At 71.4% G+C, this 26,899-nt stretch carries 27 protein-coding genes and 2 tRNA genes; 8 read left to right on the top strand and 21 right to left on the bottom strand.

Annotated features, from left to right (window positions below; translation table 11 throughout):
- Positions 1–72 precede the first annotated feature (72 nt).
- The 15 genes from JHD21_RS07400 to JHD21_RS07330 form a co-directional block, all read right to left on the bottom strand.
- A tRNA-Ile gene (locus JHD21_RS07400) sits at positions 73–146 on the bottom strand.
- Positions 147–206: 60 nt separating this feature from the next.
- The gene (crcB, locus tag JHD21_RS07395) at positions 207–578 is read right to left on the bottom strand and encodes a fluoride efflux transporter CrcB (protein ID WP_292672921.1); all 372 of its coding nucleotides are present in this window, start codon (positions 576–578) and stop codon (positions 207–209) included.
- The gene (crcB, locus tag JHD21_RS07390; RefSeq protein WP_292672919.1) at positions 575–1,057 is read right to left on the bottom strand and encodes a fluoride efflux transporter CrcB; all 483 of its coding nucleotides are present in this window, start codon (positions 1,055–1,057) and stop codon (positions 575–577) included. The genes crcB (JHD21_RS07395) and crcB (JHD21_RS07390) overlap by 4 nt, the downstream gene beginning before the upstream one ends.
- A 388-nt stretch (positions 1,058–1,445) precedes the next feature.
- On the bottom strand, positions 1,446–1,718 hold the full coding sequence (locus JHD21_RS07385; protein WP_292672917.1) for a hypothetical protein: 273 nt from the start codon (positions 1,716–1,718) through the stop codon (positions 1,446–1,448).
- Positions 1,719–1,875: 157 nt separating this feature from the next.
- A tRNA-Asn gene (locus JHD21_RS07380) sits at positions 1,876–1,948 on the bottom strand.
- Positions 1,949–1,998: 50 nt separating this feature from the next.
- A complete protein-coding gene (locus JHD21_RS07375) occupies positions 1,999–2,490 on the bottom strand; it encodes a hypothetical protein (protein WP_292672915.1) in 492 nt (163 codons plus the stop codon).
- A 13-nt stretch (positions 2,491–2,503) separates the two neighbouring features.
- On the bottom strand, positions 2,504–4,414 hold the full coding sequence (gene dnaG, locus JHD21_RS07370) for a DNA primase (RefSeq protein ID WP_292672913.1): 1,911 nt from the start codon (positions 4,412–4,414) through the stop codon (positions 2,504–2,506).
- A gap of 20 nt (positions 4,415–4,434) precedes the next feature.
- On the bottom strand, positions 4,435–5,364 hold the full coding sequence (locus JHD21_RS07365) for a 2-hydroxyacid dehydrogenase (protein WP_292672911.1): 930 nt from the start codon (positions 5,362–5,364) through the stop codon (positions 4,435–4,437).
- Positions 5,361–6,596: a deoxyguanosinetriphosphate triphosphohydrolase gene (locus tag JHD21_RS07360; RefSeq protein ID WP_292672909.1), complete on the bottom strand. Its 1,236-nt coding sequence runs from the start codon at positions 6,594–6,596 to the stop codon at positions 5,361–5,363. The genes JHD21_RS07365 and JHD21_RS07360 overlap by 4 nt, the downstream gene beginning before the upstream one ends.
- 31 nt (positions 6,597–6,627) lie before the next feature.
- Complete coding sequence (locus JHD21_RS07355) at positions 6,628–7,005, bottom strand: hypothetical protein (protein ID WP_292672907.1); 378 nt, start codon at positions 7,003–7,005, stop codon at positions 6,628–6,630.
- Positions 7,006–7,174: 169 nt separating this feature from the next.
- Complete coding sequence (locus JHD21_RS07350; protein ID WP_292672905.1) at positions 7,175–8,029, bottom strand: hypothetical protein; 855 nt, start codon at positions 8,027–8,029, stop codon at positions 7,175–7,177.
- Positions 8,030–8,199: 170 nt separating this feature from the next.
- On the bottom strand, positions 8,200–9,345 hold the full coding sequence (dusB, locus tag JHD21_RS07345; RefSeq protein ID WP_292672903.1) for a tRNA dihydrouridine synthase DusB: 1,146 nt from the start codon (positions 9,343–9,345) through the stop codon (positions 8,200–8,202).
- Positions 9,346–9,382: 37 nt separating this feature from the next.
- The gene (locus JHD21_RS07340) at positions 9,383–10,099 is read right to left on the bottom strand and encodes a hypothetical protein (protein ID WP_292672901.1); all 717 of its coding nucleotides are present in this window, start codon (positions 10,097–10,099) and stop codon (positions 9,383–9,385) included.
- A 26-nt stretch (positions 10,100–10,125) separates the two neighbouring features.
- On the bottom strand, positions 10,126–11,535 hold the full coding sequence (locus JHD21_RS07335; RefSeq protein ID WP_292672899.1) for a glycine--tRNA ligase: 1,410 nt from the start codon (positions 11,533–11,535) through the stop codon (positions 10,126–10,128).
- A 4-nt stretch (positions 11,536–11,539) separates the two neighbouring features.
- Positions 11,540–11,860 carry an antibiotic biosynthesis monooxygenase family protein gene (locus JHD21_RS07330; RefSeq protein WP_292672898.1) on the bottom strand — a complete coding sequence of 107 codons (321 nt, stop codon included), beginning with the start codon at positions 11,858–11,860 and terminating at the stop codon, positions 11,540–11,542.
- A gap of 62 nt (positions 11,861–11,922) precedes the next feature.
- Here JHD21_RS07330 and JHD21_RS07325 point away from each other — a divergent pair, with 62 nt between their 5' ends.
- Genes JHD21_RS07325 through JHD21_RS07310 form a run of 4 tightly spaced genes read left to right on the top strand, consistent with a single transcriptional unit; the run spans position 11,923 to position 15,041 of the window.
- Positions 11,923–12,870, top strand: coding sequence for a metal ABC transporter substrate-binding protein (locus JHD21_RS07325; protein ID WP_292672896.1), 948 nt, complete (start codon positions 11,923–11,925; stop codon positions 12,868–12,870).
- Positions 12,867–13,652: an ABC transporter ATP-binding protein gene (locus JHD21_RS07320; protein WP_292672895.1), complete on the top strand. Its 786-nt coding sequence runs from the start codon at positions 12,867–12,869 to the stop codon at positions 13,650–13,652. The genes JHD21_RS07325 and JHD21_RS07320 overlap by 4 nt, the downstream gene beginning before the upstream one ends.
- The gene (locus JHD21_RS07315) at positions 13,649–14,662 is read left to right on the top strand and encodes a metal ABC transporter permease (RefSeq protein WP_292672894.1); all 1,014 of its coding nucleotides are present in this window, start codon (positions 13,649–13,651) and stop codon (positions 14,660–14,662) included. The genes JHD21_RS07320 and JHD21_RS07315 overlap by 4 nt, the downstream gene beginning before the upstream one ends.
- A complete protein-coding gene (locus tag JHD21_RS07310) occupies positions 14,649–15,041 on the top strand; it encodes a Fur family transcriptional regulator (protein WP_292672893.1) in 393 nt (130 codons plus the stop codon). Before JHD21_RS07315 ends, JHD21_RS07310 begins: the two co-directional genes overlap by 14 nt.
- Before the next feature lie 9 nt (positions 15,042–15,050).
- On the opposite strand, the gene JHD21_RS07305 is transcribed toward JHD21_RS07310, so the two are convergent.
- From JHD21_RS07305 to JHD21_RS07290, 4 genes are all read right to left on the bottom strand, one after another.
- Positions 15,051–16,790, bottom strand: coding sequence for a PAS domain-containing sensor histidine kinase (locus tag JHD21_RS07305; protein ID WP_292672891.1), 1,740 nt, complete (start codon positions 16,788–16,790; stop codon positions 15,051–15,053).
- A gap of 90 nt (positions 16,791–16,880) precedes the next feature.
- Positions 16,881–17,648, bottom strand: coding sequence for an isoprenyl transferase (locus JHD21_RS07300; protein WP_292672889.1), 768 nt, complete (start codon positions 17,646–17,648; stop codon positions 16,881–16,883).
- 7 nt (positions 17,649–17,655) lie between these two features.
- A complete protein-coding gene (recO, locus tag JHD21_RS07295; protein WP_292672887.1) occupies positions 17,656–18,387 on the bottom strand; it encodes a DNA repair protein RecO in 732 nt (243 codons plus the stop codon).
- A 38-nt stretch (positions 18,388–18,425) separates the two neighbouring features.
- A complete protein-coding gene (locus JHD21_RS07290) occupies positions 18,426–19,286 on the bottom strand; it encodes an alpha/beta hydrolase (RefSeq protein ID WP_292672886.1) in 861 nt (286 codons plus the stop codon).
- Between the two features lie 101 nt (positions 19,287–19,387).
- Between JHD21_RS07290 and JHD21_RS07285 the strand changes: the two genes are divergently transcribed.
- Positions 19,388–22,222, top strand: a complete 2,835-nt coding sequence (locus tag JHD21_RS07285) for an ATP-binding protein (RefSeq protein WP_292672884.1) — start codon at positions 19,388–19,390, stop codon at positions 22,220–22,222.
- Between the two features lie 64 nt (positions 22,223–22,286).
- On the opposite strand, the gene leuA is transcribed toward JHD21_RS07285, so the two are convergent.
- A complete protein-coding gene (leuA, locus tag JHD21_RS07280) occupies positions 22,287–24,002 on the bottom strand; it encodes a 2-isopropylmalate synthase (protein ID WP_292672883.1) in 1,716 nt (571 codons plus the stop codon).
- A 184-nt stretch (positions 24,003–24,186) separates the two neighbouring features.
- On the opposite strand from leuA, the gene JHD21_RS07275 reads away from it, so the two are divergent.
- Both JHD21_RS07275 and JHD21_RS07270 read left to right on the top strand, forming a co-directional pair.
- A complete protein-coding gene (locus JHD21_RS07275; protein ID WP_292672881.1) occupies positions 24,187–24,978 on the top strand; it encodes a hypothetical protein in 792 nt (263 codons plus the stop codon).
- Between the two features lie 12 nt (positions 24,979–24,990).
- Positions 24,991–25,137, top strand: a complete 147-nt coding sequence (locus JHD21_RS07270) for a hypothetical protein (protein ID WP_292672879.1) — start codon at positions 24,991–24,993, stop codon at positions 25,135–25,137.
- Positions 25,138–25,140: 3 nt separating this feature from the next.
- On the opposite strand, the gene JHD21_RS07265 is transcribed toward JHD21_RS07270, so the two are convergent.
- Positions 25,141–26,160, bottom strand: a complete 1,020-nt coding sequence (locus tag JHD21_RS07265; protein ID WP_292672878.1) for a nitronate monooxygenase — start codon at positions 26,158–26,160, stop codon at positions 25,141–25,143.
- Positions 26,161–26,352: 192 nt separating this feature from the next.
- Between JHD21_RS07265 and JHD21_RS07260 the strand changes: the two genes are divergently transcribed.
- On the top strand, positions 26,353–26,899 hold a 547-nt coding region (locus JHD21_RS07260), incomplete at its 3' end, for a septum formation family protein (RefSeq protein WP_292672877.1).

Raw genomic sequence — 26,899 nt, 5'->3', positions numbered from 1 at the left:
CGGCTACGGCTCCAGGAGAGCGGCGACGGCTACCTGATCGCCGGCGAGGGCTGACCTCGCCCCCGTGCGTCGTAGGGCGGGTGGGGCTCGAACCCACGACCCAAGGATTATGAGTCCTCTGCTCTGACCGACTGAGCTACCGCCCCTCGCGCTGCGGCCCAGCAGACCCTAGCCCGGCGACCGTTGCCGACCCGGCCGAGGGCCGCTCACAGGGCAACGCCGAGGGCATACCCGAGGGCCGCGAACCCCACGCCCGCGACCAGGCTGATGCCGGCGTTGAGCACGGCGGAGCGCCGGGCGCCGTCCTCGAGGAGGCGGAACATCTCGTAGCCGAACGTGCTGTACGTCGTGAGGGCACCGCACAGACCCATCCCGAGCGTCAGCGAGACCGCATCAGGGACCTCGTGGCTCGTGGACAGACCGGTCAGGACGCCCAGGGCGAACGAGCCGACGACGTTGACCAGCATGGTCCCCCACGGCATCACGCTGTCGTGGCGAGCCTGGACCGCCCGGTCGACCAGGTACCGGCCGGGAGCGCCGAGCGCCGCCCCCAGGCACACCCAGAGCAGCCCGGTCATCGGTCGGACCGCCGGTCCCGGCCACCCGCGCGCAGCGCGGTCCTGGTGCCGAGGACGCCGACCGACACGGCCACCAGCGCCACCACGAGCGTGCCGGCCCAGTAGCCCAGGGCGAGCCCCGGCCGCCCGGCCTGGATCAGGCCATGGGTCTCGACCGTGTAGGTCGAGAAGGTGGTGAACCCGCCGAGGACGCCGACGCCGAGGAACGGCCGCAGCAGCGGGTGGGCCCCACCCAGGTCGACCACGAACACCATGAGCACGCCGATCAGCAGGCATCCGAGCGCGTTGACCGCCAGGGTCGTCCACGGCAGCTCGTCCGTCGCCATGGGCCAGGCCTCGGCGGCTGCGTAGCGGGCACTGGCGCCGAGCATGCCGCCGATCGCGATCACCGGCAGGACGAACCGGTGCCGGCTCCACTCCCGTCGCTGCGCCGGCACGTGCAGGTCGACGTCCGGGTCGACGGGGATGTGCTGGGACATGGGCCTCCTACCGTGCGTTCGCGATCTGCAAGGTAGGGACTGTTGGCAGCATCCGCTGCGGTTGTCGGCGAGCCCCACCGCCATCGGGACCAGGGTAGGTCACCCGGCGCGACTGATGCGGGGCGCCGGTGCCGGGGGGAATCCACGGGCGCCCCGCATCGGGGTGTGTCGTGCCGCACCGGGCAGTCCCGGTCGGCGCACGCCGATCAGAGCAGAGGAGTGAGGCAAGTGACCAGAGGGACGGCAGGAGTGTGCCCGTTCGGCGGCTCGGGTGGTCGTCCCACCTCACTAGTCCGCCTGGTCCATTCGGGTCATCGACGTCCCTGGGGTACCGCGCCTGGCATCCAGTCGTGGCCGGTGCCTGACCAGCGCACCTGGACGATCTCTCTCACTCGGTCCCGTAGCCGGGTGGCGGCGCCGTGGCGATGGGGTGGTCGTCGTCCAGGGACGGGTCCTCGGGCGCGAGGATGTCGTCCGGGCCGTGCTTCGTGGTGAGGTCGTCGACCACGACGTAGGCGCCGGGCACGTCGGACCACCGCTCGACCACCACCGCGGCGTCCTCCTCGCTCTCGCAGAGCTCACGCGTCAGCAGCTGGCCCTGCTCGTAGATGCACACCTCGATGGTCGGTGCGCCAGAGTCGTAGTCCGTCCCTGTGGACATCGCCGTGCCTCCTCGGTCGTGCCGATGAGGCCAGGGTCGTCCTGCCCGGCCACCCTGGTCAGGGCCCAAGGTCCCGGCGTGCGCCGGCGTCCGTCCCGCGGACGAGACTCGCGGCGTGGCGAACGCCGTACGGAGCCGGCAGCCACCTGGCGAGTTGCTCCCCCGGTTGGATTCGAACCAACGACCCTTCGATTAACAGTCGAATGCTCTGCCAGTTGAGCTACGGGGGATCGGCGGTGAACCTTAGCAAGGCGTCAGGGCCGGTCCGAAATCGCTAGCCTCACAGGCCGACGTCCGCCTGGGCGGTCGCCAGCGCCCGGTCCGCGGCCTGCACGACCTGGGGGTCGGCCGGGTCGATCCCCTCGTCGTACTCGAACAGCCAGGTGACCTCACGGGGGCCGGACGGTGCGCGCCGGGCGATCACCCGGACACCGCGGCGGCCCTCGACCGCGACGTGGCGTTGCAGCACCACGGTGGCGGTGACCCGCTCGCGCACCAGCTCCAGGAGGCGACCCGGGTCGGCGATGGTGAGCAGGTACTCGGGTCGGGGCTCACCCCAGGTCCCCACCTCGCGGACCCGCAGCCGGTCCCCGTCGCTGTCCCAGTCCGCCGACTCGACCTGCTCCCACGGGACCCGGACGTGGCCGACGTTGGTGGGGACGTACAGCGCGTCCCGGGTGCCCACCACGAGACCGGCCTCGCTCTCGGCGCGGGCGAGCTCGGACTCACCCGACACCAGCTCGATCGAGGGCCTGCGGTGCGGCAGCCTCACCGGTCCACCGCCGTCACTCGGTGCCCACGATCCGGTCGCGCAGCGCCCGGCGGTGCGCCTCGAGCGCCGCGAGCTCCCCGAACATCCGGTTGTAGGTCTCGGCCTCCTCGACCGGGTTGGTGCGTTGGAGCCTGGACTTCACCGCCGCGATCCGGCGCAGCGCCGTGAGCTCGAGGAGCCGGACGACGTGCTGGACGACGTACGCCGCGTCGGGCTCCTTGTCCGTGCGGATCGGCTCCACCGACAGCGCGCTCACGGCCGAGACGAGGGCCGCGTCCTCACGCTCCTGCGCCGCCTCCCGAAGCCGCGCCGACCAGCCGGGGTCGGACGCACCGGCGAGCGGGCCACCACCGGCCGCGACCAGCTCCCACACCGCGCGGTAGGTCGGGTGCATGAAGTCCTCGGGGCCGACGTCGTTGGTGGTCCGGCCGATCACCATGGGGTGCTGGATGACCAGCTTGAGCGTCTCCCGCTCGATCGCGAACCGCGGGTCGCGCAGGTCGGGCAGCTGACGTCGTGGGGGCGTGGCCGGGTCGGTAGCCGCTGGGGCGACGGCCGAGGTCGAGGCCGACGACGGACGTGACCGGTTGCCGGCCCGGCGGACCTCGGACCGGGCCTCCTCGATGTCCACGCCCACCATGCCGGCGATCTCGCGGGCGAACGCGTCGACCTTGGACTTGTCGCGGATGCTCGAGACCAGCCGGGCGCTCTCGCGCAGCGCGTCGACCCGGCCGTCCGCCCGGTCGAGGTCGTACTTCGCCACCACGTTGCTGAGCACGAAGCGGTAGAGCGGCACCCGGCGGGCGACCAGCTCGCGCACCGCCGCGTCGCCGTGCTTGATCCGCAGGTCGCACGGGTCGAGCCCGTCGGGCTCGACGGCGACGTAGGTCTGCGAGGCGAAGTTCTGGTCGCCGGCGAACGCCTTGAGCGCCGCGGCCTGCCCGGCGGCATCGCCGTCGAAGGTGAAGATGACCTCACCGCGGAACTCGTCGTGGTCGGCCATGTGCCGGCGCAGGATCTTGGCGTGCTCGTCGCCGAACGCGGTCCCGCACGACGCGACCGCGGCGCCCACCCCGGCCAGGTGGCAGGCCATCACGTCGGTGTAGCCCTCGACGACCACCGCCTGGGACGTCAGGCCCATCTGCTTGCGGGCCAGGTCGATGCCGTAGAGCACCTTGCTCTTCTTGTAGAGCGCCGTCTCGGGGGTGTTGAGGTACTTCGCCTCGATCCGGTCGTCCTCGAAGATCCGGCGCGCGCCGAACCCGATGGTCTCGCCCGAGGTCTCCCGGATCGGCCACAGCAGCCTGCCGCGGAACCGGTCGTAGCCGGAGCTGCCCTGCCGCTGGCTCTGCGCCACCAGTCCGGCGGCGATGCACTCCTCCTCGGAGAAGCCGCGCTGCCGGAGGTGCTTGAGGAGGTCCTCGCCGCCTCGTGGTGCGAACCCCAGGCCGAACCGCTCGGCCGCCTCGCCGTCGAAGCCCCGCTCGGTCAGGAACTGCCGCGCCTGCGCCGCGGCCGGGGTCACCAGCTGCTCGGCGTAGAACTGCTGGGCCACCCGGTTGGCCTCGATCAGCTTGCCGCGCTGCGGACCGCGGGGGCGGTCGTCGCGGACGTCGCCCTCCTCGCGCTTGAGCTGGACGCCGTACTTGTCGGCCAGCCGCTCGACCGACTCGACGAAGGTCAGGCCGTCGATCTTCTGGAGGAAGGAGATGACGTCGCCACCTTCGCCGCAGCCGAAACAGTGCCAGGTCTGTCTCGACGGCGACACGTTGAACGACGGTGTCTTCTCGTCGTGGAACGGGCAGAGTCCCTTCTGGGAGCCGCCGCCGGCGTTGCGAAGGGTGACGTACTGACCGACCACGTCGTCGATCAGGGCCTTCTCACGGACCTCGGCGATGCTCTCGTCGCGGATCCGGCCTGCCATGAGGTGATCCTAGGCCGGGTCTAGTAGTCGCCGGTCATGACGTTCACAGGCTCCTCGCCCGCAGCGAACCGGCACAGCTGGTCGCGGACGAGCCGGTAGGCACGCGGCCACATCGCGCTGCTCGCTCCTCCGACGTGCGGGGAGATGAGGAGGCCCGGCGCGGTCCACAGCGGGCTGTCCTCGGGCAGCGGCTCCGGGTCGACGACGTCGACGGCGGCGGTGATCCGGCCGGACTCCAGCGCCGCGACCAGGTCGGCCTCGACCACCACCGGGCCGCGGGCGACGTTGACCAGCAGCGCGCCGTCCTTCATCCGGGCCAGGAACCCGGCGTCCACCAGTCCCCTGGTCTCGTCGGTCAGAGGAACGACCAGGACGACCACGTCGGCGCCCGGCAGCAGGTCGGGCAGCTCGTCGATCGCGTGCACACCGGGCCGTGCGGTCCGGGCGACCCGGACGACGTCGGTCTCGAACGGGACCAGACGGCGCTCGATCGCCTCGCCGATGGCGCCGTGGCCCACGATCACGACCCGCCGGTCCGCGAGCGCCGGCCGCCACTCGTAGTGCCAGCGACGCTGGTCCTGGTGACGGACGAAGCCGGGGATCCCGCGCAGCGAGGCCAGGACGAGCGTGACGGCCAGCTCGGCGGCCGACGTGTCGTGGATCCCGCGCCCGTTGCACAGCAGCACGCCGTCGGGCACATGACCTCGGATGTGGTCGACGCCGGCGGTCAGGGTCTGGACCACGCGGAGCGAGCTCATCTCGGCCAGCACCTCGCTGGCCCGGACGTCGAACACGTAGGGCGTGACGTAGAACTCGACCTCTGACACCGTGTCCGGCACGTGTCGGGACGGGTCGACGACCTCGTAGCGCAGGCCGACGGGCGGGCCCGACCCCTCGTCGAGGGCGAGCTCGGCCGGGTCGAACGGCATCCAGACCAGCGGCGCGCTCATGGGGCCCCCCGACACAGCCGGGTGTGCCAGGTGAGCGCACTGACGTCGGTGAGCGAGGCGACCTGGTCGACGACCACGCGGAGCCGGGCCTGGTCGTCGGCGGCGTCGCGCCAGTCGCCGCGCAGCGACGGCTCGAGAGCGGTCTCTCCCCGGTCGAGCAGGACGGCCACGAGCTCGGCGATCAGCTCGCGCTGGCGCACCATCAGGTCGAGCCGGTCCTGGGTCTGCATGACGTAGTGCGCGGCGATCCCCTTGAGCACCGCGATCTCCAGGCGGGTGCGCTCGGGGACGACCAGGTCCGCCTGGTAGCGGATGAACGGGCCCGCGCCGGCGGCGAAGGTGGCGGCCTGCACGGCGCCGCAGAAGCGGCCGATCAGGTCGCTGGTGAGGTTCTTGAGCGCGGCCAGCGAGCCCCGGCTCCCGTCGTAGGCCCGGGTCGGCCAGCTGCCCTGCCCCTGGAGGCCGGCCAGGACGTCCTCCAGCTCGTCGTCGGTGACGGACGGCAGGTACCACGAGCGGACCGTGGACCACACCGCGGCCCGGTCCATGGTGGTCAGCTCGATCTTGCCGGCGACGATGCCGTCCTCGACGTCGTGGACGGAGTAGGCGACGTCGTCGGCGAGGTCCATGACCTGCGCCTCGAGGCACAGGCGTCCGTCCGGGGCGCCGGCCCGGAGCCAGTCGAAGACCGGCAGGTCGTCGTCGTACACGCCGAACTTGGGGTTGGCCGGGTCACGTGGCCACGGGTACTTCGTGCACGCGTCCAGCGTCGCCCGGGTCAGGTTGAGCCCGACCGAGCGCCCGTCCGCGCCCGTGGTCTTGGCCTCCAGCCGGGTGAGCAACCGGAGCGTCTGGGCGTTGCCCTCGAAGCCGCCGCACGGCTCGCTCAGCTCGGCGAGCGCCCGCTCACCGTTGTGCCCGAACGGCGGGTGCCCGAGGTCGTGCGCCAAGGCGGCCGTCTCGGCGATGTCGGGCTGGCTGCCCAGCGCCCGCGAGAGGTCCCGGGCGACCTGGGCGACCTCGAGGCTGTGCGTCAGCCGGTTGCGGACGAAGTCGTCGGTCTCGGGCCCGACCACCTGGGTCTTCGCGGCCAGCCGCCGGAAGGCCGCGGCATGGACCAGCCGGGCCCGGTCCCGCTCGAACGGCGTCCGGACGGGCGCGTCGACGCGCTTGGGCGGCTCCGCCACGAGCCGCTCACGTGAGTGCGCGTCGTAGAGGTCCTCGGCGTCCATCGGTGCCACCTTAGGGCGGCCCGCCCCCGCCTCAGTCCGAGGTGGCCGGGAACCCTCCGAGGCGGACCAGGTTGCCGTGCAGGTCGATCACGTGGAACTCCACCGCACCCCAGGACTCGGCCTGCGGGGCGCTGAGACGGGCGGGCTCCGGGACGGCGACGCCGGCCCACCGCGCGTGGCAGGCCACGGCCTCCTCGGGGCTCCCGAAGCGGATGTAGCAGGCGACGTCGTTGGTCCACCGGTCCACGGTCGCGTCGGACCAGAAGTGCAGCTCGATCTCCAGCGCCGGGTGGCGGACGATCAGGTACTCCGGCCACCGGCCGATCTCGACGAAGCCGAAGCCGGCCCAGAACGAGGCCGACACGTCGAAGTCCGCGCTCGGCAGGATCGGGATGGTCTCTGCCTGCATGAGGAGAGTCTGGCTCAGCGTGCGCCGAGTTTGCGTTCACGCTCGGCTGCGTGCCGCGTGCGCCGAGTCGGCGCTACTGCCGGTGTGGCGCTTCGCGCGTGGTGCAGTACCGCCGACTCGGCGATGACACGTTCCCGCGCGGTGTTCCTCGTCAGCCCTTCGGGCTTCCTCAGAACACCGACACGTGAACGTGGTCGTAGTGATTAGCAGTGGCGGACCCGCGGCTGGACATCCCGCGCCAGCCCTCGCCGGACCGCTCGACCGACCAGATGCTCTGGGAGTAGATGATGTAGGAGACGCCGAGGGCCGCGTAGTTCTCGCGGATGAAGTTGGCGATCTCCCAGCCCCGGGCGCCGCTCACCATGATGTCGACGGCCCGGCCGGAGCCGTGGTCGCCACCGCCACCACGGAGGGTGCCGTAGGTGCTGATCTCGGGGAAGTTCGCGCACACGGCCCGGTGGATCGCCACGATCGACGAGCTCACGCCGCTGGCCACGGAGGTGCCGTTGGTGCACTCGCCACCCAGCGTCGGGGGCTCCTCGTCCGAGAAGTAGCCGGAGGTCACCCAGCGCGACTTGCCGCCGATCACGACCTCGCTGCGGCCCCACATCTCGCGGCCGGTGACGAGGACCCTCTTGCCGGCCTCGATCTCACCGAGCTTCTCCGCCTTGCTTCCGGGCTCGTCCCAGATGTTCAGCTCGTCGGTGGTCCACAGCCGGGTGTCGGCCTTCTTGATGGCCGCCCGGATGGCCGCCTTCGACATCGCGTTCGGGGTCTTGACCTCGACCTGGGTGTCGAGGGCAGCGAGCCGGGAGGTCGAGCGGGTCACCGGGGTGTCGGTGCGGTCGACCACGACGTCGTCGGTCGTGGTCTGGGCCACCACGGTGTCGACCACCGGGTCGCTGGCCAGCACGCCGAGGCCGACCGCGGAGACGGTCGCCATCAAGGCGAGAGGGGCCACGACGGTGACGGCGCGGGGCTTGCGGCGGGCATTGGTGTCCCGCTTGTGGCGATGATCTGCCACAGCGATGGATCCTTTGCTGTTGAAGACAGGACTGTCCACCGTGGTTCTCACGGGTGGACGGCGATCGACTCAACCACACCCATCGGAGCCCTAGCCAATCTCCTGAGCAGTTTTTGGACGTGTCGCTGGTCACGAATGCCCCATTCACGCCTGAGATAGTCGGTTTTCAGTCAGCCGCCTGTGACCTCGGTCGCGTCCTCGGACAGGTGCACCTCGGCACCGTCGGTGTCGCGGAGCCAGCCCTCGGGCAGCGCGACCTTGTCGCGCGGTGACCCCTGACGGCCCCGCGGCGAGCCGAGCTCGCTCACCGGGAACAGCTCGTCCGGGTCGAGCCGGGAGAGGAGGGCGTCCAGCTCGGCAAGGGTGGAGATCAGGGCGAGCGCCCGACGCATCTCGCCACCAGCGGCGAAGCCCTTGAGATACCAGGACACGTGCTTGCGGAACTCCTTGCAGCCGCGCTCCTCCCCCAGGTGCTGCACCAGGAGCTCCGCGTGCCGGCGCATCATCGCGGCGACCTCGCCGAGGGTCGGCAACGTGGCCACCGTCTCGCCCGCGAAGGCCGCCGCCAGGTCGCGGAACAGCCACGGGCGGCCCAGGCAGCCGCGCCCCACCACGACGCCCGCGGCGCCGGTCTGCTGCATCATCCGCAGGGCGTCACCGGCTTCCCAGATGTCGCCGTTGCCCAGCACCGGGATGTCCACGTGCTGCACGAGCGCGCCGATCGCGTCCCAGTCGGCCCTGCCGGAGTAGGACTGCGCGACCGTCCGCCCGTGCAGTGCGATGGCCGCACAGCCGGCCTCCTGGGCGATCCGGCCGGCATCGAGGAAGGTCAGGTGGTCCTCGTCGATGCCCTTGCGGGTCTTCATCGTCACCGGCACGTCGTACGGCATCGCGGCGGACACCGCCTCCTCGAGGATGCGGCCGAGCAGTCCTCGCTTCCACGGCAGCGCGCCTCCCCCGCCCTTGCGGGTGACCTTGGGGACCGGGCAGCCGAAGTTGAGGTCGATGTGCCGCACGCCGTACTCGGCGCACAGGATCTCGGCGGCCTTGCCGACGTAGACCGGGTCCGTGCCGTAGAGCTGCACCGACCGCACGGTCTCGAGCTCGTCGAAGACGAGCATCCCGAGCGTGACCGGGTCCCGCTCGACGATGCCGCGGCTGGTGATCATCTCGCAGACGTAGAGGCCCGCGCCCTGCTCGGCGCAGAGCCGTCGGTACGCCGCGTTGGTGATCCCCGCCATCGGCGCCAGCACCACGGGGGTCGCGACGTGCAGCGACCCCAGTCTGAGGCCGGTCGGCAGCACCGTCGTGGACACGCTGCCATTGTCGGTGACCGACCTGGCAACCGTGGAATCAGCCCGCCGCTCCGCCCGCACTGCGTGGCTTCGGCTTGCCCTTGTCGTCCTTCGGGGGCTTGGGCTTCTTCACCTCGCCGGTCCACGTGATCGGGATGTCGGTCTCGGTCGGCCGGAAGCTCGCGGCGACCAGGTCGCCCTTGTTCGGGACGAGGTAGACCAGGCACAGGTCCACGGTCGCTCCGGGCGGGAACGGGGCGGGGAACGCGTCCGGGTTGCACGGCTTGAACGTGCTGCCGAACAGGGTGGACTCGACCAGCGTGTCGGTGGCGTCGAGGGCGTAGAGCGGCTGCAGGCGCAGCTCGGCCAGGTCGGTCTCGCCCCGGTTGGCGACCGTCGCCCGGACGAAGTACGGCTTGGCCGTCCTGGTCTCGTCGCTCAGGTCCCAGCCGACGAAGGACTCCTCGAACGACGTCTTCTCCAGCCGCGACACGGTGATGTCGAGGACACCGACGATGCCCTGACGGACCTCGTACGCGACGGTGGCGGTCTCACCCACCTCGAGGCTCGCGCCCTGGTCGGTCAGCTCGACGCCGTCCGGCACCAGCAGCGAGTCGCTGGGGCTGGCCGACCCCGAGTCCGAGCCGGACGCACTCGACGACGCACCGGACGTGGAGTTCTCCGGGTCGCCCGGGTCGTCGGAGTCGTCCGAGCAACCCACCAGCGCCAGGCCGAGCACGCCACAGACGAGGGCGCGCGACAGTCGTCCGGTCACCCGGTCAGTGTGCACTCCGTCCGACCTCAGCAGCCGACGAAACGCTCGGCGAAGTAGGACGTGATCCCGGCCAGCGGGACCCGCTCCTGCTGCATGGAGTCGCGCTCCCGGACCGTGACCGCGTCGTCCTCGAGGGTCTCGAAGTCGACGGTCACGCAGTACGGCGTCCCGATCTCGTCCTGGCGCCGGTAGCGGCGGCCGATCGCCCCGGAGTCGTCGAAGTCGACGTTCCAGGCCTTGCGCAGCTCGGCGCCGAGGGCCTTCGCCTTCGGCGACAGGTCGGCGTTGCGGCTCAGCGGCAGCACGGCGACCTTGACGGGCGCCAGCCGCGGGTCGAGGCGCAGCACGGTGCGCACGTCGACGCCACCCTTGGTGTTGGGCGCCTCATCCTCGCTGTAGGCGTCGACCAGGAACGTCATCAGGCTGCGCGAGAGACCGGCCGCCGGCTCGATCACGTAGGGGGTGTAGCGCTCGTTGGCGGCCTGGTCGAAGTACGACAGGTCCTGGCCCGAGTGCTTCGAGTGCGTGGTGAGGTCGAAGTCGGTGCGGTTGGCGATGCCCTCGAGCTCGCCCCACTCCGAGCCCTGGAAGCGGAAGCGGTACTCGATGTCGACGGTCCTGGTCGAGTAGTGGCTCAGCTTCTCCTGCGGGTGCTCGTAGTGGCGCAGGTTGTCGGCGTCGATGCCGAGGTCGACGTACCACCGGGTGCGCTCGTCGATCCAGTACTGGTGCCACTCCGCGTCCTCACCCGGCTTGACGAAGAACTCCATCTCCATCTGCTCGAACTCGCGGGTCCGGAAGATGAAGTTGCCGGGCGTGATCTCGTTGCGGAAGCTCTTGCCGATCTGCGCGATGCCGAACGGCGGCTTGGCCCGGGAGCTGGTCACCACGTTGGCGAAGTTGATGAAGATGCCCTGCGCGGTCTCCGGGCGCAGGTAGTGCAGCCCCTCCTCGTTCTCGATGACGCCGAGGTAGGTCTTGAGCAGGCCGGAGAACTGACGGGGCTCGGTCCAGGCGCCACGGGTGCCGCAGTTGGGGCAGGCGACCGTGGACAGGTCGACGTCGTCAGGGTCCACCTGCTCCCCCTGGCGACCCTTCTTCTCCGCGACCTCCTCCTGGAGGTGGTCGGCGCGGAACCGCCGGTGGCACGACTGGCACTCGGTCAGCGGGTCGGTGAAGGTGTCGACGTGACCGCTGGCCTCCCACACCTGGCGCGGCAGGATGATCGACGAGTCCAGCCCGACCATGTCGTCGCGCTGCTGGACCATCGCCTTCCACCACTGGCGCTTGATGTTCTCCTTGAGCTCCACCCCGAGCGGGCCGTAGTCCCAGGCCGACCGGGTGCCGCCGTAGATCTCCCCGCACGGGTAGACGAACCCCCGCCGCTTGGCGAGGGAGACGACCTTGTCAACTGCGGACGGCGGGGCTTTCGGCATTCGCTCAGGTTATCGAGCGTGTCGACCGCGTATTGAGGACGGTCCCCGGCTCGACGACCTCGTAGGCGCTCGGCTCGTCCAGGGCCCGGCTGAGCAGCGGGACCGCGCGCAGCTTCACGTCGTACGCCGACAGCGCCCGCCGGTAGGCGCCGACGTGCTCCCACCGGGTCGTGAGCACCCACAGCTCCGGCTCGTCGACGTTGCGACCGATCGTGCCCGCGAGGTGGCCGGGACGCTCGGCGAGCGCGTCGAGCGCCTGTTGGAGCTCGGTCCGGAACCGCTCGCCCTCGTCGACCGGGACCCGGAACCGACTGACCACGAGCACACCCAGGACGCTACCCCGACGCGAGTTGACAATCATTCTCAATCGCTTTGATAATCGTTCTCATGCGCTCCGTCGTCGTCCCGGTCCTCACCGCCCTCGTCCTCGCCGGCACCTCCGCCTGCTCGGCCTTCTCGGGGGACGACGGGACCGCGGACGACGACGGCGTGCGTGTCGTCGCGGCGTTCTACCCTCTCCAGTACGCCGCGCAGCGGGTCGGCGGCGACCTCGTCGACGTCGAGAACCTGACCGTCCCCGGCCAGGAACCGCACGAGCTGGGCGTCACGATCCAGGAGACCGCGGCCATCGCCCGGGCCGACCTCGTCGTCTTCGAGCTCGGGTTCCAGCCCGCCATCGACGACGCCGTCGAGACGAGCGCCGAGGGGTCGGTCATCGACGCGGCGGAGGTGGTGGACCTGCTGCACGCCGAGGACCACGGCGACGAGGCGGCGCACGACGAGCACGACGAGGGCGAGGAGGACCACGACCACGGCGACCTCGACCCGCACTTCTGGCAGGACCCGGTCCGTCTCGCCGACCTCGCGGACGCCATCGCCGACGAGCTGGCGGACCTCGACCCGGACAACGCGGAGGACTACGCGGCCAACGCCGACGACCTCCGCGCCGATCTCGAGGCACTCGACACGGCGTACGCGACCGGGCTCGAGGGCTGCGAGCGCGACATCGTGGTCGTCAGCCACGACGCCTTCGCCTACCTGACGGCCTACGGCCTGGAGTTCGAGCCGATCGCCGGCCTTTCCCCCGACGCCGAGCCGACCCCCTCGGACCTGGCACGGCTCAACCGGCTCATCGAGGAGGAGGGCATCACGACGGTCTTCGGCGAGCGCCTCGCGCCGCAGGACCTCACGGATACGCTGGCGCGAGACGCAGGCGTGACCACGGCGGTGCTCGACCCGGTCGAGGGCCTGACCGACGAGACCGAGGGTGAGGACTACATCAGCCTGATGACGAAGAACCTCGACGCCCTCAGGACGGCCAACGGCTGCCCATGACGGACCCGGTCCACCTGCACGACGGCGCCGTCGCCATCGACGGGCGTCCGATCCTGCGCGGGATCGACCTGACCGTGCGGACCGGGGACTTCCTCGCGCTGATGGGCGCCAACGGGTCCGGGAAGTCCACCCTGGTCCGCGCGCTGACCGGGCTGCTACCGCTGACGACCGGGACCCTGGAGCTGTTCGGTACCCCGATCACGGACTTCGACCAGTGGTCTCGCCTCGGCTACGTCCCGCAGCGGGCCGGAGCCGGCTCGGGAGTCCCGGCCTCGGTCTGGGAGATCGTCGCCGCCGGGCGACTCGGGCGGCGCCGGCTCTTCCGGCCGCTGTCGAAGGCCGACCGAGCCGCGATCGCCGACGCGCTGGACGTGGTCGGGCTCGCGCACCGGTCCCGCGACAGCATCGCCAGGCTCTCCGGTGGCCAGCAGCAGCGGGTCCTGATCGCCCGGGCGCTGGCGGGTGAGCCGGAGATGCTGCTCCTCGACGAGCCGACCGCAGGCGTCGACCTCGTCAACCAGCAAGCCCTGGCCGCGACCCTGGCCGAGCTCGGGTCCCGGGGATCGACGATCGTCCTGGTCGCCCACGAGCTCGGCCCCTTGGCGCCGCTGGTCTCGCGGGCGGTGCTGATGCGTGACGGCCGGATCGTCCGAGACGGGACGCCGCTGGCCGACCACGGGCTCCCGCCCGCGCACCACCATCACCACGAGCACGCCGACCACCCGCACGACCATGGTCACGCCGTGCGGCTCTCGAGCCCGATCGAGGGAGGCGTGGGGTGAGCCTGCACGAGATCCTGACGCTGCCGTTCATGCAGCGCGCGCTGATCGCCGCGGTCTTCATCGGCCTGGCCGCGCCGGCGGTCGGCACCTACCTGGTGCAGAGACGGCTTGCCCTCATGGGCGACGGCATCGGGCACGTCGCCGTCACCGGCGTCGCGCTCGGCCTGCTGACCGGCACCTCGCCCACCTGGACCGCCGTGGTCGTCGCCGTCCTCGGGGCAGTGGCCATCGAGGTGATCCGAGAGCGCGGCATCACCAACGGCGACGTGGCGCTCGCCCTCCTCTTCTACGGCGGCCTCGCCGGCGGCGTGCTGGTGGCGGGGCTGGCAGGCTCCGGGGCCGCCACGCTGCAGTCCTACCTGTTCGGCTCGATCACCACCATCGACGTGACCGACGTGGTCGTCACGATGGTCCTCGCCGCGATCGTGGTCCTGACCTGTGTGGGCCTGGCACCACAGCTGTTCGCGGTCGCCCAGGACCAGGACTTCGCCCGGGTCGCGGGGCTGCGGGTCCGGGCCTACAACATCCTGATCGCGGTGCTGGCGGCGGTGAGCGTCACCGTCGCGATGCGCACCGTCGGGCTGCTTTTGGTCTCCGCGCTGATGGTGGTGCCCGTCGCGACCGCCCAGCAGCTCACCCGGTCGTTCCGCACGACGCTCACGGCGGCGATGGCCCTGGGGGTGACCGCGTCGCTCGGCGGCCTGCTGGTCGCGGCGTTCGCGCCGCCGGGGGCCGACGTGATGCCGGGGCCGACGATCGTGCTGCTGGCTCTCGCCGGCTTCGTGGTCACCTGGCCGATCGGTGCCTGGCTTCGCCGACGGCAACGTCTGACCGCCCCGTTCCCGGCCGATGCCGGCGTCCCGCCACTCGACCACGTCGACACCGAGGCCCACCCGCACGACCACGGACCGGACTGCGGCCACGTCGCGGTGCGGCACGGCGACCACGTCGACTACGTGCACGGTGCGCACCGGCACGCCGCCCATGGAGAGCACTATGACGAGCACTAGTGGCGGCCTGCGTCCGACCAAGCAACGTCTGGCGGTCGTCGAGGCGATGGACTCCTTCGACGACTTCCGCTCGGCCCAGGAGATCCACGACCTCCTCGGCCGCCGCGGTGAGCCGGTGGGACTGGCCACCGTCTACCGGACCCTCCAGCGGCTCGCCGACGCCGGCGAGGTCGACATGCTGCGCACCGAGGACGGCGAGGCGATCTACCGACGCTGCTCGGACTCGCACCACCACCACCTGGTGTGCCGCGCCTGCGGCCGGACGGTCGAGGTCGAGGGGCCCGCGGTCGAACGGTGGACCCGGGCGATCGCCGACGAGCACGGCTTCGCCGACGTCAGCCACACCCTGGAGATCTTCGGGACCTGCCCGAGCTGTTAGGACGGCCGGCTAGCTGATCCGCAGCCGCTCGATCTCGGCGAGCATCGCCAGGTCCTCCCGCGCCTGCTCGTCCCCCTCGGCGAGGACGAGGTCGAGGGGCAGCCACACCCGGAACGTGCTCCCCTTGTCGCTGCTCTCCACGTCGATCCGCCCGCCGTGCGTCTCGACGATCTTCTTGGTGATCGACAGACCCAGGCCGATGCCCTGGATGGAGCGCTCCTCGGCGTCCCGGGTGCGGAAGAACCTCGTGAAGAGCCGGTCCCGGTCGTTGGGGTCGATGCCGATGCCCGTGTCCGCGACCGCGAGCTCGACGTGGTCGTCGTGCCCGGTGAGGGTGACGGACACGCTTCCACCCGTGGGCGTGTACTTCACCGCGTTGCTCACCAGGTTGTCGATGACCTGCGCGAACCGCTGCGGGTCGACCATGATCCGCAGGTACGTCGGCATCTCGACGCTCAGCGACAGGCCCTTGTCCTCCGCCGCCGGACGCGCCGACTCGACCGATGCTCGGACGATCTCGCAGACGTTGGTGGGGATCCGCTCGAGCTCCATCGGGCGGCCGTCGTGCTGCGCCGAGGACAGCAGGTCGGTCACGAGCCGGTGCAGCCGCTCGGTGTTGCGGGCCACCACCTTGAGGTAGTGGGCGTCGCCGGGGCGCAGCCGATCCTCCTCGTCCAGCAGGAGGCTGACGTAGCCGTGGATCGAGGTGAGCGGCGTCCGGAACTCGTGGGACACCATGGCCACGAAGTCGTCCTTCACCCCCATCGACCGCAGGAAGTCCGTGACGTCGGTGTAGGCCAGCGCGGCACCGACGAAGTTGCCGTCGGCGTCGTGCACGGACCGCGCCGAGACCGAGCAGGCCCGGCGGGTCACGGGGTCCGCCCCCACCCACATCCGGATGTCGTCGAACTCCTCGCCGTGGGCGGCCCGCAGGCTCGGCATCTCGTGCTGGGCCAGGCGACGTACCCCGTCCTCGGCGAACACGTCGCCGAGCTGGCCCGCCTTGCCGGCGTGACCGTCGGGGAAGGCCAGCGCCATGAAGTCGTGGTGCCGACGGTTCATGGCGAGGTAGGCGCCGTCCTTGTCGAGCAGCACCAGCCCCACGTCGACCGAGTCGAAGATCGCGTCCGCGAAGGCGCGGGTGTGCCCGAGCTGCTCGAGCGCGGCTGCGAGCTCCCGGGACCTGCGATCGGCCTCCGCCTCGCGGTCTCGGGCGGTGGTGAGGAGTGCCCAGATGACCCCGCCGGCCAGGGTGGTGACCAACGGGTCGAGGATCGAGCGGGACAGCGACTGGCCGTCGAGCCCGAAGTAGGCGATGCCCGAGACCCCGAGCAGGCCGAAGCAGGCGAGCGTCATGACGACCGCGCCGCGATGGCCGAACTGCCAGACCAGCCAGACGGTGGGGACGACGGCCAGGATCCCGCTGCCGCTCGCCTCCGGGTTGAGCCTGAGCATGCCCAGCCCGAGCAGGTCGAGCACGGGGATCGTGGCGATAGCCCACCCCGGGAGGCGGGACCAGGGCGTGACCGACGCGATGACCTGCGCGACGAGCACGACGATCAGCCCGGCGAGCGACCAGGACTCGGACTGCAGCTCGGCCCGGATGCTGCTCGGTCCACTGCTCCGCAGCGACAGGTCAACGAGCACGAGGAGCAGGAACAACGTCTGCGCCACGCGCGGGTCGGGCGCCTCCCGACCCACGAGCCCACGCCCCAACGCGCGGACCCGGTCCAGCAACGTCGGTCCCATCCAGCCCTCCTGCACGGCCCCCATCACCCCGGCCGACTCCGAAGAGAATGGCACGGTGCAGGGGCGGACGACGGGGTTTTCAGGGGACCTCTAGGGGGCTCCGCCGTAGCGCCGGTCGCGCCGTGCGTAGGTCTCGATCGCGGCCCAGAGGTGGCGCCGGTCGACGTCGGGCCACAGGACGTCGGTGAAGACCATCTCGCTGTACGCCGCCTGCCAGAGCATGAAGTTGGAGAGCCGCTGCTCCCCGGACGTCCGCCAGACCAGGTCGGCGTCGGACTGCTCCGGGACGTAGAGGTGCTTGGCGAACGTGCGCTCGTCGATCTTGTCGGGGTTCAGCCGCCCGGCCGCGACCTCCCGGGCGATCGACCGGGCCGTGTCGGCGAGCTCGGCGCGTCCGCCGTAGTTGACGCACATGGTCAGCGTGAGCACGTCGTTGCGGCGGGTGAGCTCCTCGGCCACCTGGAGCTCGTTGATCACCGAGCGCCACAGCCGGGGCGCGCGTCCGGCCCACCGCACCTTGACCCCCAGCTCGTGCATCTCGTCGCGCCGACGCCGGATCACGTCGCGGTTGAAGCCCATGAGGAACTTGACCTCGTCCGGCGACCGGCTCCAGTTCTCGGTGGAGAACGCATAGGCGGAGATCGCCTTGACCCCGATCTCGATGGCACCCTCGACGACGTCGAAGAGCGAGCTCTCGCCCTCCTCGTGCCCCCTGGTCCGGGGCAGGCCGCGCTGCTTGGCCCACCGGCCGTTGCCGTCCATGACGATCGCGACGTGCCGGGGCACCAGGTCCTTGGGGATCGCTGGTGGCGTCGCCCCCGACGGGTGGGGGGTGGGCGCCCGGACGGCTCGCCTCATGGACGTCTCACGACCGCTCGACGTGCGCCAGCGACCGGAGCCCACGCTCCAGGTGCCACTGGAGGTAGGCCGCGACCAGGCCGCTGGCCTCGCTGAGCTGGCGCGGCGCAGCCGCCTCGACCACCGGCCAGTCGCCGGCGAGCAGGGCGCCGAGGAGGGTGACCGTCTCGGGTGCGGGGCTCGCCGACCCAGGCATCCGGCAGGTCGAGCAGAGCACCCCGCCCATCGACGGGTTGAACCACCGGTGCGGACCTTCCAGGCCGCAGTGCGCGCAGTGCTCGAACGAGGGCGCGTAGCCGGCGACCGACAGGGCGCGCAGGAGGTAGGAGTCGAGGACCTGCGCCGGACGGTGCTCCCCCGCGGCCATCGCCCGCAGGCCGCCGACGAGCAGCAGGAACTGCTGGACCGAGGGCTGGCGCTCCTCCGAGGCGAGCCGCTCGGCGGTCTCGAGCATGACCGTGCCGGCGGTGTAGCGCTCGTAGTCGTTGCCCAGCGTCCCGGAGAACGAGCTCAGGGTCTCGGCCTGGGTCACGGTGTCCAGGTTGCGCCCCTCGGCGAGCATCAGGTCCACGTGGGTGAACGGCTCGAGCCGGGACCCGAACCGCGAGGTGGTGCGGCGTACCCCCTTGGCGACCGCGCGCACCCGACCGTGCTCGCGGGTCAGGAGAGTGACGATCCGGTCGGCCTCGGCCAGCTTGTGGGTGCGCAGGACGACCGCCTCGTCTCGGTAGAGAGGCACGCTGTGGATTCTGCTACGCCGGTGGTGGTGACCGGTGGTCACGCGCCGGTGCGCCGGCGCCCACTCTTGGGCTCGGCCCAGCAGCGCAGCGCGAAGCCTGCGGCGATCCGGTTGAGCCGGTCGGGCGAGAACCGCCACTCGAGGATGTTCTTGGCCTTGACGAAGGTGGCGTCGGGGAGCTCCTCGGCCAGCATCGCGGCGTCGGCGGCCGGGTGGATCGGGTCCGCGGGGTGCCCCACGACAAGGGCGGGCGCGGCGATGGCCCGGCGCCGCCGGGACGACGGGGCGACCCGCCCGAAGAACAGCCCGTGGACCACGGCGGCCACCGAGTCGGGGCGCTGGTCGAGGGTGTCCAAGACGATCCCCGTCCAGAACGGCACGATGCCCCGCGGGATGGGACGGGTCAGCAGCCGGACGCCGTGGATCGTGAAGGGCAAGAACCGCGCGGCGAACAGCAGCGGACCGAAGGCGAGGATCCCCGCCTCCAGTGCGTTGTCGAGCACCGGCATCTCGACGATCAGGCCGCGCACCCGCTCGGGCGCGATGTCGGCGACCTCGAGGCTGACGTTGGCTCCCAGCGAGGTGCCGCCGATGACCGCCTGCTCGGCACCGAGGTGGTCGAGCAGCCCCACGACCTGCTCGGCGAACGCGGTCATCGAGAACACCAGGGGATCCGCGGGCCGGTCCGACCGCCCGTGGCCCAGCAGGTCGAGGGTGACCACGTGCAGGCCCTCCGCGGCCAGCGACCGAGCCAGCGGCTGGTGCATCCGGCGCGGCATCAGCTGCCCGTGGAGCAGCACCACCCAAGAGTCCCCGGAGCCGTACTCGGTGTACTCCAAGCGGTCGCGCCCGTCCTCGGTGTCGAGGAAGAACTGGCCGATGCGCTCGGAGACCAACATGGCGTCACGCTACTACTGGCCGGTAACACGGTCGGAAAACAACCCGGCCGAGTGTGCCGGAAGTGCCTCCGGAGGCGACCCGGCTGCAAGACACTGGGTCCGTGGCCTCCCCCGACCCCAGGAGGAGCTGGGCACTGTCGTTCGCCCTGCTCCTCGGCGCGTACGCCGCCGGCGTGGGCGCGGTGCTGTTCGCACCCGAGGGATCCCCCGTCGCCACGTTCTGGCCGGCCTCCGCCTTCACGGTCCCGGCGCTCGCCCTCGCCACGCGGCGGCGCTGGGTGCTGCTGGTGCCGGCGGTCTTCCTCGTCAGCGTGGCCACGAACCTCACCGGCGGACGAGCCGTGGAGGTCAGCCTCGGGTTCGGCCTGGCCAACACGGCCGAGGGCGTGGTCGCGGCGCTGGTCCTCACCGCCGGGCTCACTCGCCCGCCCCGGCTGTCCTCCCAGGAGGACGTCCTCCGGCTGCTGGCGACGGCGGCGGCCGGCGCGGCCGTGATCGGGCTGATCGCCGCCACGACGGTGGAGCTGGCCGGTACCGGCACCTTCCTGACGACGCTGCGGTCCACGGCCGCCTCGCACGCGGCGGCCCTGGTGACCTTGCTTCCCGTGGCCCTGCTCGTCGGCCAGAAGGTCGGTCGCTGGACGGCCGAGCACAGCGCCCAGCTCATGATGCTGGTGGCCCTGACCCTGCTGATCTTCGCGCCGAGCGGGACGCTGATCATCGCCCTGCCCCCGCTGGTCGCGCTCACGTGGGGTGCGCTGCGGCTCGGCATCCGGGTGCTCTCGTTCGAGCTCGCCGGCTTCGCCCTCGTCGTCTCGCTGCTCAACGCCCAGGGTCGCGGTCCGTTCGCCATCGCGACCAACGGAGGGGCCGAGGACGTGCTCGCCGCCGGTGCCGCGACCCAGCTCTTCCTGCTGTGCGCGGCGGTCATCACGCTCCCCCTGGCGGTGGCCGCGCTGCAGTCGGAGGTGCTGCTCGACCGGGTCCGCGCCGACGAGCTGATCTTCCGCCGCAACTTCACCGAGTCCCTGGTCGGCATGGTGTTCCTCGCCGTCGAGGAGGTCCCGGCCTCCCCTGACGGTGACGACGACGAGGTCGGGCTCGACCTCCGGATCGTCGACCTCAACGACACCGCCGTGGAGATCCTCGGCGGCGACCGCCAGCACCTCGTGGACGCGTCGCTCCTCGACCTGGTCGAGCTCGACGACGACTTCGGCGAGGCGCTCGAGGGCACCCTCGCCGGAGAGCGCGACGGCTGGCAGGCCGACGTCCCCCTGATCGGCAGCCGCGCCGGGCACGTGACGATGGCGCTCTCCCGGCTCTCCGAGGTCTCCGACGAGCCGCTGCTCGCGGCCCAGCTCCTCGACGTCACCTCGGAGCACGAGGCCCGGCGCTCGCTGGAGATCGCCGAGCGGCTCACCAGCACCACCCTCGACACGGCGGCCTGCATCATCATGGTGACGGGCCTGGACGGGACGGTGCTGCGGGTCAACAAGGCGACCAGCGAGATCACCGGCTACCCGGCCAGCCACCTCATCGGGCGGCCCGTGTGGGAGCTCGGGCTCGTCCCGGCCGACGCGGAGGACATCGCGGCCCTCCTCATGTGGCCCAACCGGTCCGGCGTACCGGTGGCCCGAGAGGCCGACGCACTGACCCGGTCGGGCGAGAAGCTGCGGATCGTCTGGAACACCAACATCGTCCACGACGACCAGGGCGCCTCGGCGTTCGCGGTGATGACCGGCATCGACGTGACGGCCGAGCGGGCGACGGCCGGGCTGGTCAACCACCTGATGGAGGCGTCGTTCACGACCGCCCTCGTCGGCGTCGACACCGGTGGCCGGATCAGCGTGGTCAACTCCGGCACCGAGCACCTGCTCGGGTTCGACCGGCACGAGCTGGTCGGGACGCCGTTCGTCGACCTGCTCAAGTCCAGCGAGCTCCTGGAGCGGACCGGCGCGGACAGCCCCGAGGAGGCCTTCGCCATCCTGGTGCGCGGTCTCGGCCACGACGGCGAGACCAAGGCCCGGGACTGGACCTGGGTCAACAAGGACGGCGCCGACCAGCTGGTCTCGATGACGCTCAGCGTCTCCCAGGACGACCTCGCCGCCCGCAGCGGCTACCTCTGCGTGGCCCGCGACGTCAGCGAGCAGCGGCACAGCCAGGAGATGCTGATCGCGGCCCTGGACAAGGAACGGACCGCGGTCGAGCGCCTGCGCGCCCTGGACCAGGCCAAGAACGAGTTCGTGTCGACGGTCTCCCACGAGCTCCGCACCCCGGTGACGAGCATCGTCGGGTACGTCGAGATGCTCCGCGACGGGGAGGTCGCCGAGCCCCTGCCCGCCCAGGTGCCGCTCCTAGACACCATCGACCGCAACGGGCAGCGGCTGATCTCGATGATCAACGACCTGCTGATGCTCAGCGGGTTCGACTCGGACAACGTGCAGTGGAGGCACGACCCCGTCGATCTGGTCGAGACGCTGCGCCCCGTGGAGGACGCCGTCCGGCCGCTGCTCAGGGACCGGGACCTCAAGCTCATCATCCGCCCACCCGGGCGCCCGGTCCGGGTCACCGGCGACCGGGCACAGCTCGAGCGGGTCATGATCAACCTGTTGAGCAACGCGGTGAAGTTCACCGAGGACGGCGGCGAGGTCGAGCTGCTGCTCACCGAGGAGCGCGGCGAGGCGGTCCTGAAGGTGAGCGACACCGGCATCGGCATCCCGATCGACGAGCAGGACGAGCTGTTCCAGCGGTTCTTCCGCGCCTCGACCGCCCAGCACCGGCAGATCCAGGGCACCGGACTCGGCCTGTCCATCGTGGCCGCGATCGTCCAGGGCCACGGCGGCCGGATCGAGGTCGACTCGGCGCACCTCCAGGGCTCGACGTTCACCGTGCGGATCCCGCTGGCGCGGCTGCACCGGCTGACGCACAGCGCGTAGCGGAGTCCTCGCTGGTCGAGGAGGTCGCGCAGCGACCGTCTCGAGACCTCGCACGTGGCGACGGTCAGACCGGGACCGCCCGGTTCACCGCGGAGAGGACCGCCTTGAGCGACGCCGTGACGATGTTCGCGTCGATGCCGACGCCCCAGTAGACGGTGTCGTGCACCAGGCACTCGACGTACGCCGCCGCGACCGCGTCGCCGCCGGAGCTCAGCGCGTGCTCGGCGTAGTCGAGCACCCGCACGTCGTAGTTCTGGTCGAGCCCGTTGATGGCCGTGACGAACGCCGCGATCGGCCCGTTGCCCTCGCCGTGCAGGGTGCGGAGCTCGCCGTCCACGTAGACGTTCACGTCGAGGGCGTCCTTCTCCCCCGCCGCCGACGAGGTGTGCACGGAGTTGAGCTTGAGCGGGGCCTCGCGGTCGAGGTACTCGGCCTTGAAGACCTGCCAGATCTCGTCGGAGGTCATCTCCCCGCCCTCGGCGTCGGTGCGCTCCTGGATGACCCGGCTGAACTCGATCTGCGCCCGGCGGGGCAGGTCGAGCTTGTGCTCGGCCTTCAGCAGGTAGGCGACGCCGCCCTTGCCGGACTGGCTGTTGACCCGGATGACCGCCTCGTAGGACCGGCCGACGTCCTTGGGGTCGATGGGCAGGTACGGCGCCTCCCACGGCATCTCGCCCACGGGGATGCCCTGCTCGGCGGCGCGCTGCTCGAGGTCCTCGAGGCCCTTCTTGATCGCGTCCTGGTGGGAGCCGGAGAAGGCCGTGTAGACCAGGTCGCCGGCGTAGGGGTGGCGCGGGTGGACGGGCAGCTGCGTGCAGTACTCGACGGTGCGGCGTACCTCGTCGATGTCGGAGATGTCGACCTGCGGGTCGATGCCCTGGCTGAACAGGTTCATCGCCAGGGTGACCAGGCAGACGTTGCCGGTGCGCTCGCCGTGACCGAACAGGCAGCCCTCGACCCGATCCGCGCCGGCCATCATCGCCAGCTCGGTCGCCGCGACCGCGGTGCCGCGGTCGTTGTGCGGGTGCAGGCTGATCACCGTGTTGGCGCGCCGGGTGAGCTGCCGGCCGAACCACTCGATCTGGTCGGCGTAGACGTTGGGTGTGGCCACCTCGACCGTGGCCGGCAGGTTGAGGATGATCTCGCGACCGTCCTCGGGCTGCCAGACGTCGGAGACCGCCTCGCACACCTCCAGCGAGAAGGGCAGCTCGGTCGAGGTGAAGATCTCGGGGCTGTACTCGTAGCCGATGACGGTCGGGTCGAGGTAGCTCTCGACGTTCTTCATGACGATCTCGGTCCCGCGGGTGGCGATGTCCTTGATCTCGTCGTTGCTGGCCCGGAAGACCACCCGCCGGAACAGCGGGGCCAGGGCGTTGTAGAGGTGGATGTTGGCCCGGCGTACGCCGACCAGGGACTGCACGCTGCGCTCGATCAGGTCCTCACGGGCCTGGGTCAGCACCGAGATCGTGACGTCGTCGGGGATCCGGTCGCTCTCGACGAGCTGGCGGACGAACGCGAAGTCGGTCTCGCTGGCGGCCGGGAAGCCGACCTCGATCTCCTTGTAGCCCATCTTGACCAGGAGGTCGAACATGGTCATCTTGCGGGCCGGGCTCATCGGGTCGATGAGCGCCTGGTTGCCGTCGCGCAGGTCGGTAGAGAGCCACCGTGGCGCCTGGGTGATGACCTTGTCGGGCCAGGTGCGGTCGGGCAGGTCGATCGGCGGGAACGGCGCGTAGCGGCCGAACGGCATCGGGCTGGGCTGCTGGGGCGGGATCCTCATGGTGCGTCCTCTGGTGAGTCGTTCTCGAGAGGCCGGCGCACACACTCACTCCGCAGCGAGGGGGTCCGGCTCTGGCTCAGACCTCGCTGCGGCGGCGAAGGAGGAGGACAGCAACGTCCTTGAGGCGCATCATGACGGCACCACCTTAGCCCACCGGAACCCCGAGAGGCCCACGGTCCGTCCCATGGCCATGCTGCTCCGCACCGCCGTCGTGCTGTCCGCCTTGGTCGTCGCCGGCTGCGGGGAGGACCCGGGTCCCTCGTCCGCCGACGACCCGAGCACGGCCGAGACCGAAGCCGCCGACCGCCAGGCGCCTTTCGTGGAGAAGGACGGCGAGATCCAGGTGAGCTGCGGCGGCGGCGACGGCTGGTCACCGTCGATCATGGCGTCCGGCATCGAGAGCCCGCTCTCGCAATCGGAGATGACCCAGGTCTTCCGGGAACTGTTGGCGAACCCGAAGTACGCGGGAGAGCTGGAGCTGTCGTTCCTGACGAAGGGCGCCGAGGGCACGCCGTGGCGCCTGCTGGAGATCGACGGCGACGCCTACACGCTCGGACTCGACACCTGGACCGAGGACGGGCCGGTTGACGGAGCGTTCGTCATGGGGATCGAGCGTCGAGGCGACGCGTGGGTGTGGTCCGGTGGAGGCAACTGCCACCTCGCCCCCGTCCTACGTCCTGGGCACACCTGGGTCGAGCTGCACGGGGCGGACCTCGACCGCACGGCAACCGACCCGCGGGTCGACGTCAACGAGCGCACCTGCACCAGCGCGAGGGACCCGTCGCCGTACCTGCACGACCCCTACGTCGTGGAGACCGACGAGTCGGTCACCGTCTACTGGACCTCGACGCCGCCTCAGGGCGGCCAGGACTGTCCGGGCAACCCGAGCGTGAGCCGGCCGCTACCCCTCAGCGAGCCGCTGGGCGACCGCGAGCTGCTCGACGGATCGACCTACCCGCCGTCACCCGTCGGGTGAGACAGTGACGTCGTGAAGACCCGGATCCAGTGCCCGTGTGGCGAGACGATCGTCGGCAAGGACGAGGACGACCTCGTCGAGCGCACCAACGCGCACCTCACCGAGCAGCACGACGGTCGCACCTACGACCGCGACATGATCCTGATGCTGGCCACCTAGGTCCTAGGGAGCCAGTCCCCGCAGGATCTCCGCCGCCGGCCGGTGCTCGGCGCTGCGGTAGCCCGTGCCCGCCCAGACGTTGACGTGCTCCGAGTCACCCGCCGATGCCGCGGCCCGGCGGATCGGCGCGGTCAGGTGGTGCAGCGCCGGGTAGCCGAGCGGCGCTGCTGCGTCGTACGCCGCCAGGAACCCGTTGGGCAGCGCACCGGCCGGTCGGCCGCTGAACGCATGCGTGGTCACCGGCCGGCCCCGGTCTGTCAGCCCGGCTCGGTGGGCCGGGTTGGTGCCCGCCTCCCTGGCGAGCAGCAGCGCCGTACCGACGGCGACCGCCTCGGCTCCGGCTGCCAGCGCGGCCCGGACGTCGTCCCGGCTGCCGACGCCGCCGGCCGCGAGCAGCGGCAGGTCGACGACGGCCGCGACCGCTGACACGAGGTCTGGTAGCACCAGCCGCGGCGGTGGCGCGGCGGGCGTGAGCGTCCCCCAGTGCCCGCCGGCGTCGGGCGACTGCACCACGAGCGCGTCCACGCCGGCCTCGGCGGCCTGCCTAGCCTCGGCGGGCGAGGTGACCGTCTGGACGAGCAGGCTCCCGGACCGGCGGAGCCGGTCCAGCTCCCACGGGCCCGGGATGCCGAACGTGAACGACACCACCGGTGCCCCGGCACTCGCGAGGGCGTCGACCTTAGCGTGCCAGTGGTCGTCGTCCTCGACCGGCTCGGCGGGCAGGTCGACCTGGTAGTGGTCGGCCAGCGGCAGCAGGAGCTCGCGATAGGCGGCGTACGCCGCGGGATCGACGGGCAGCGGGTTGGGTGCGAACACGTTGACGCCGTACGCGTCGGTGCGCGCCCGCACCTCCTCCACCTGGGCGACGAGGGCGTCCGGCGTCTGGTAGCCGGCCGCCAGGAAGCCGGCCGACCCGGCGTCCGAGGCCGCCAGCACCAGGGCGGGGGTCGTCGGCCCGCCCGCCATGGGTGCCGCGAGCACGGGCACCGAGGAGCGGAGACGCTCGACCACCGACCCGGACACGTCTCCTAGCCTGGCACCCATGGCCCGACTGCTCGTGGTCCACCACTCGCCGACGGCCGGCGTCCGGCTGCTCACCGACGAGCACACCGCGGCGGCGTACGAGCTCGAAGCGACGGTCGCGGCGCTGCTGATGGACTGACGGCACGCCGGTAGGCTCGGCACGCTCGGACCAGGTTCGCGGAGGGAGACAGGGTGCGCGTCAGCGGCGTCCGCCTCGCCTCCATCGTCGCCGTCGTCCTGGTGGTCCTCTCCGGATGCGGCAACGACCCCGACGCCGACGCCGACGCGGGTCAGGCCGACTCGGTCGAACCGCCGGAGCTGGGGGCCTGCCGGGTGCTCACCCCGGAGGACGTCGAGCAGCGCAGCAACGCAAGCCCGGCCGTGGACTGCGCCGACCGGCACACGGCGGAGACGTTCGCGGTCGGGGATCTGCCGTCCGAGCTGCACGACGTCGACTACGAGTCCGCGGAGCTCGGGGCGTTCGCCTACGAGACGTGCGGCGAGCGCTTCGAGACCTTCCTCGACGCCGACGAGAGCGTGGTGATGCGCACCGTCGTGAGCTGGGCATGGTTCCGGCCGTCGGAGAAGGCGTGGGAGAAGGGCGCCCGCTGGTACCGCTGCGACGTCGTCGGCGGCGGCGAGCAGAGCAAGCGGTTCGTCGAGCTGCCCCCCACCGCCCGCGGGCCGGTCGGCCCCATCACGCGGGGCGCGTTCTGGGAAGTCACGGCCGTACCCGATA

It is taken from the genome of Nocardioides sp. (genome assembly GCF_016462705.1).
GTDB lineage: Bacteria > Actinomycetota > Actinomycetes > Propionibacteriales > Nocardioidaceae > Nocardioides.
This window is presented reverse-complemented; position numbering and strand designations above follow the sequence as displayed.

What these genes read in the sequence shown, in the direction of transcription:
- JHD21_RS07300 (WP_292672889.1), bottom strand. Translation starts at nt 17,648, where the DNA reads ATGAGGCGAGCCGTCCGGGCGCCCACCCCCCACCCGTCGGGGGCGACG.
- crcB (WP_292672921.1), bottom strand. Translation starts at nt 578, where the DNA reads ATGACCGGGCTGCTCTGGGTGTGCCTGGGGGCGGCGCTCGGCGCTCCC.
- JHD21_RS07355 (WP_292672907.1), bottom strand. Translation starts at nt 7,005, where the DNA reads ATGCAGGCAGAGACCATCCCGATCCTGCCGAGCGCGGACTTCGACGTG.
- leuA (WP_292672883.1), bottom strand. Translation starts at nt 24,002, where the DNA reads ATGAGGATCCCGCCCCAGCAGCCCAGCCCGATGCCGTTCGGCCGCTAC.
- JHD21_RS07290 (WP_292672886.1), bottom strand. Translation starts at nt 19,286, where the DNA reads ATGTTGGTCTCCGAGCGCATCGGCCAGTTCTTCCTCGACACCGAGGAC.
- JHD21_RS07365 (WP_292672911.1), bottom strand. Translation starts at nt 5,364, where the DNA reads ATGAGCGCGCCGCTGGTCTGGATGCCGTTCGACCCGGCCGAGCTCGCC.
- crcB (WP_292672919.1), bottom strand. Translation starts at nt 1,057, where the DNA reads ATGTCCCAGCACATCCCCGTCGACCCGGACGTCGACCTGCACGTGCCG.
- JHD21_RS07335 (WP_292672899.1), bottom strand. Translation starts at nt 11,535, where the DNA reads ATGCCGAAAGCCCCGCCGTCCGCAGTTGACAAGGTCGTCTCCCTCGCC.
- JHD21_RS07320 (WP_292672895.1), top strand. Translation starts at nt 12,867, where the DNA reads ATGACGGACCCGGTCCACCTGCACGACGGCGCCGTCGCCATCGACGGG.
- JHD21_RS07385 (WP_292672917.1), bottom strand. Translation starts at nt 1,718, where the DNA reads ATGTCCACAGGGACGGACTACGACTCTGGCGCACCGACCATCGAGGTG.
- JHD21_RS07305 (WP_292672891.1), bottom strand. Translation starts at nt 16,790, where the DNA reads ATGGGACCGACGTTGCTGGACCGGGTCCGCGCGTTGGGGCGTGGGCTC.
- JHD21_RS07325 (WP_292672896.1), top strand. Translation starts at nt 11,923, where the DNA reads ATGCGCTCCGTCGTCGTCCCGGTCCTCACCGCCCTCGTCCTCGCCGGC.
- JHD21_RS07275 (WP_292672881.1), top strand. Translation starts at nt 24,187, where the DNA reads ATGGCCATGCTGCTCCGCACCGCCGTCGTGCTGTCCGCCTTGGTCGTC.
- JHD21_RS07310 (WP_292672893.1), top strand. Translation starts at nt 14,649, where the DNA reads ATGACGAGCACTAGTGGCGGCCTGCGTCCGACCAAGCAACGTCTGGCG.
- dnaG (WP_292672913.1), bottom strand. Translation starts at nt 4,414, where the DNA reads ATGGCAGGCCGGATCCGCGACGAGAGCATCGCCGAGGTCCGTGAGAAG.
- JHD21_RS07360 (WP_292672909.1), bottom strand. Translation starts at nt 6,596, where the DNA reads ATGGACGCCGAGGACCTCTACGACGCGCACTCACGTGAGCGGCTCGTG.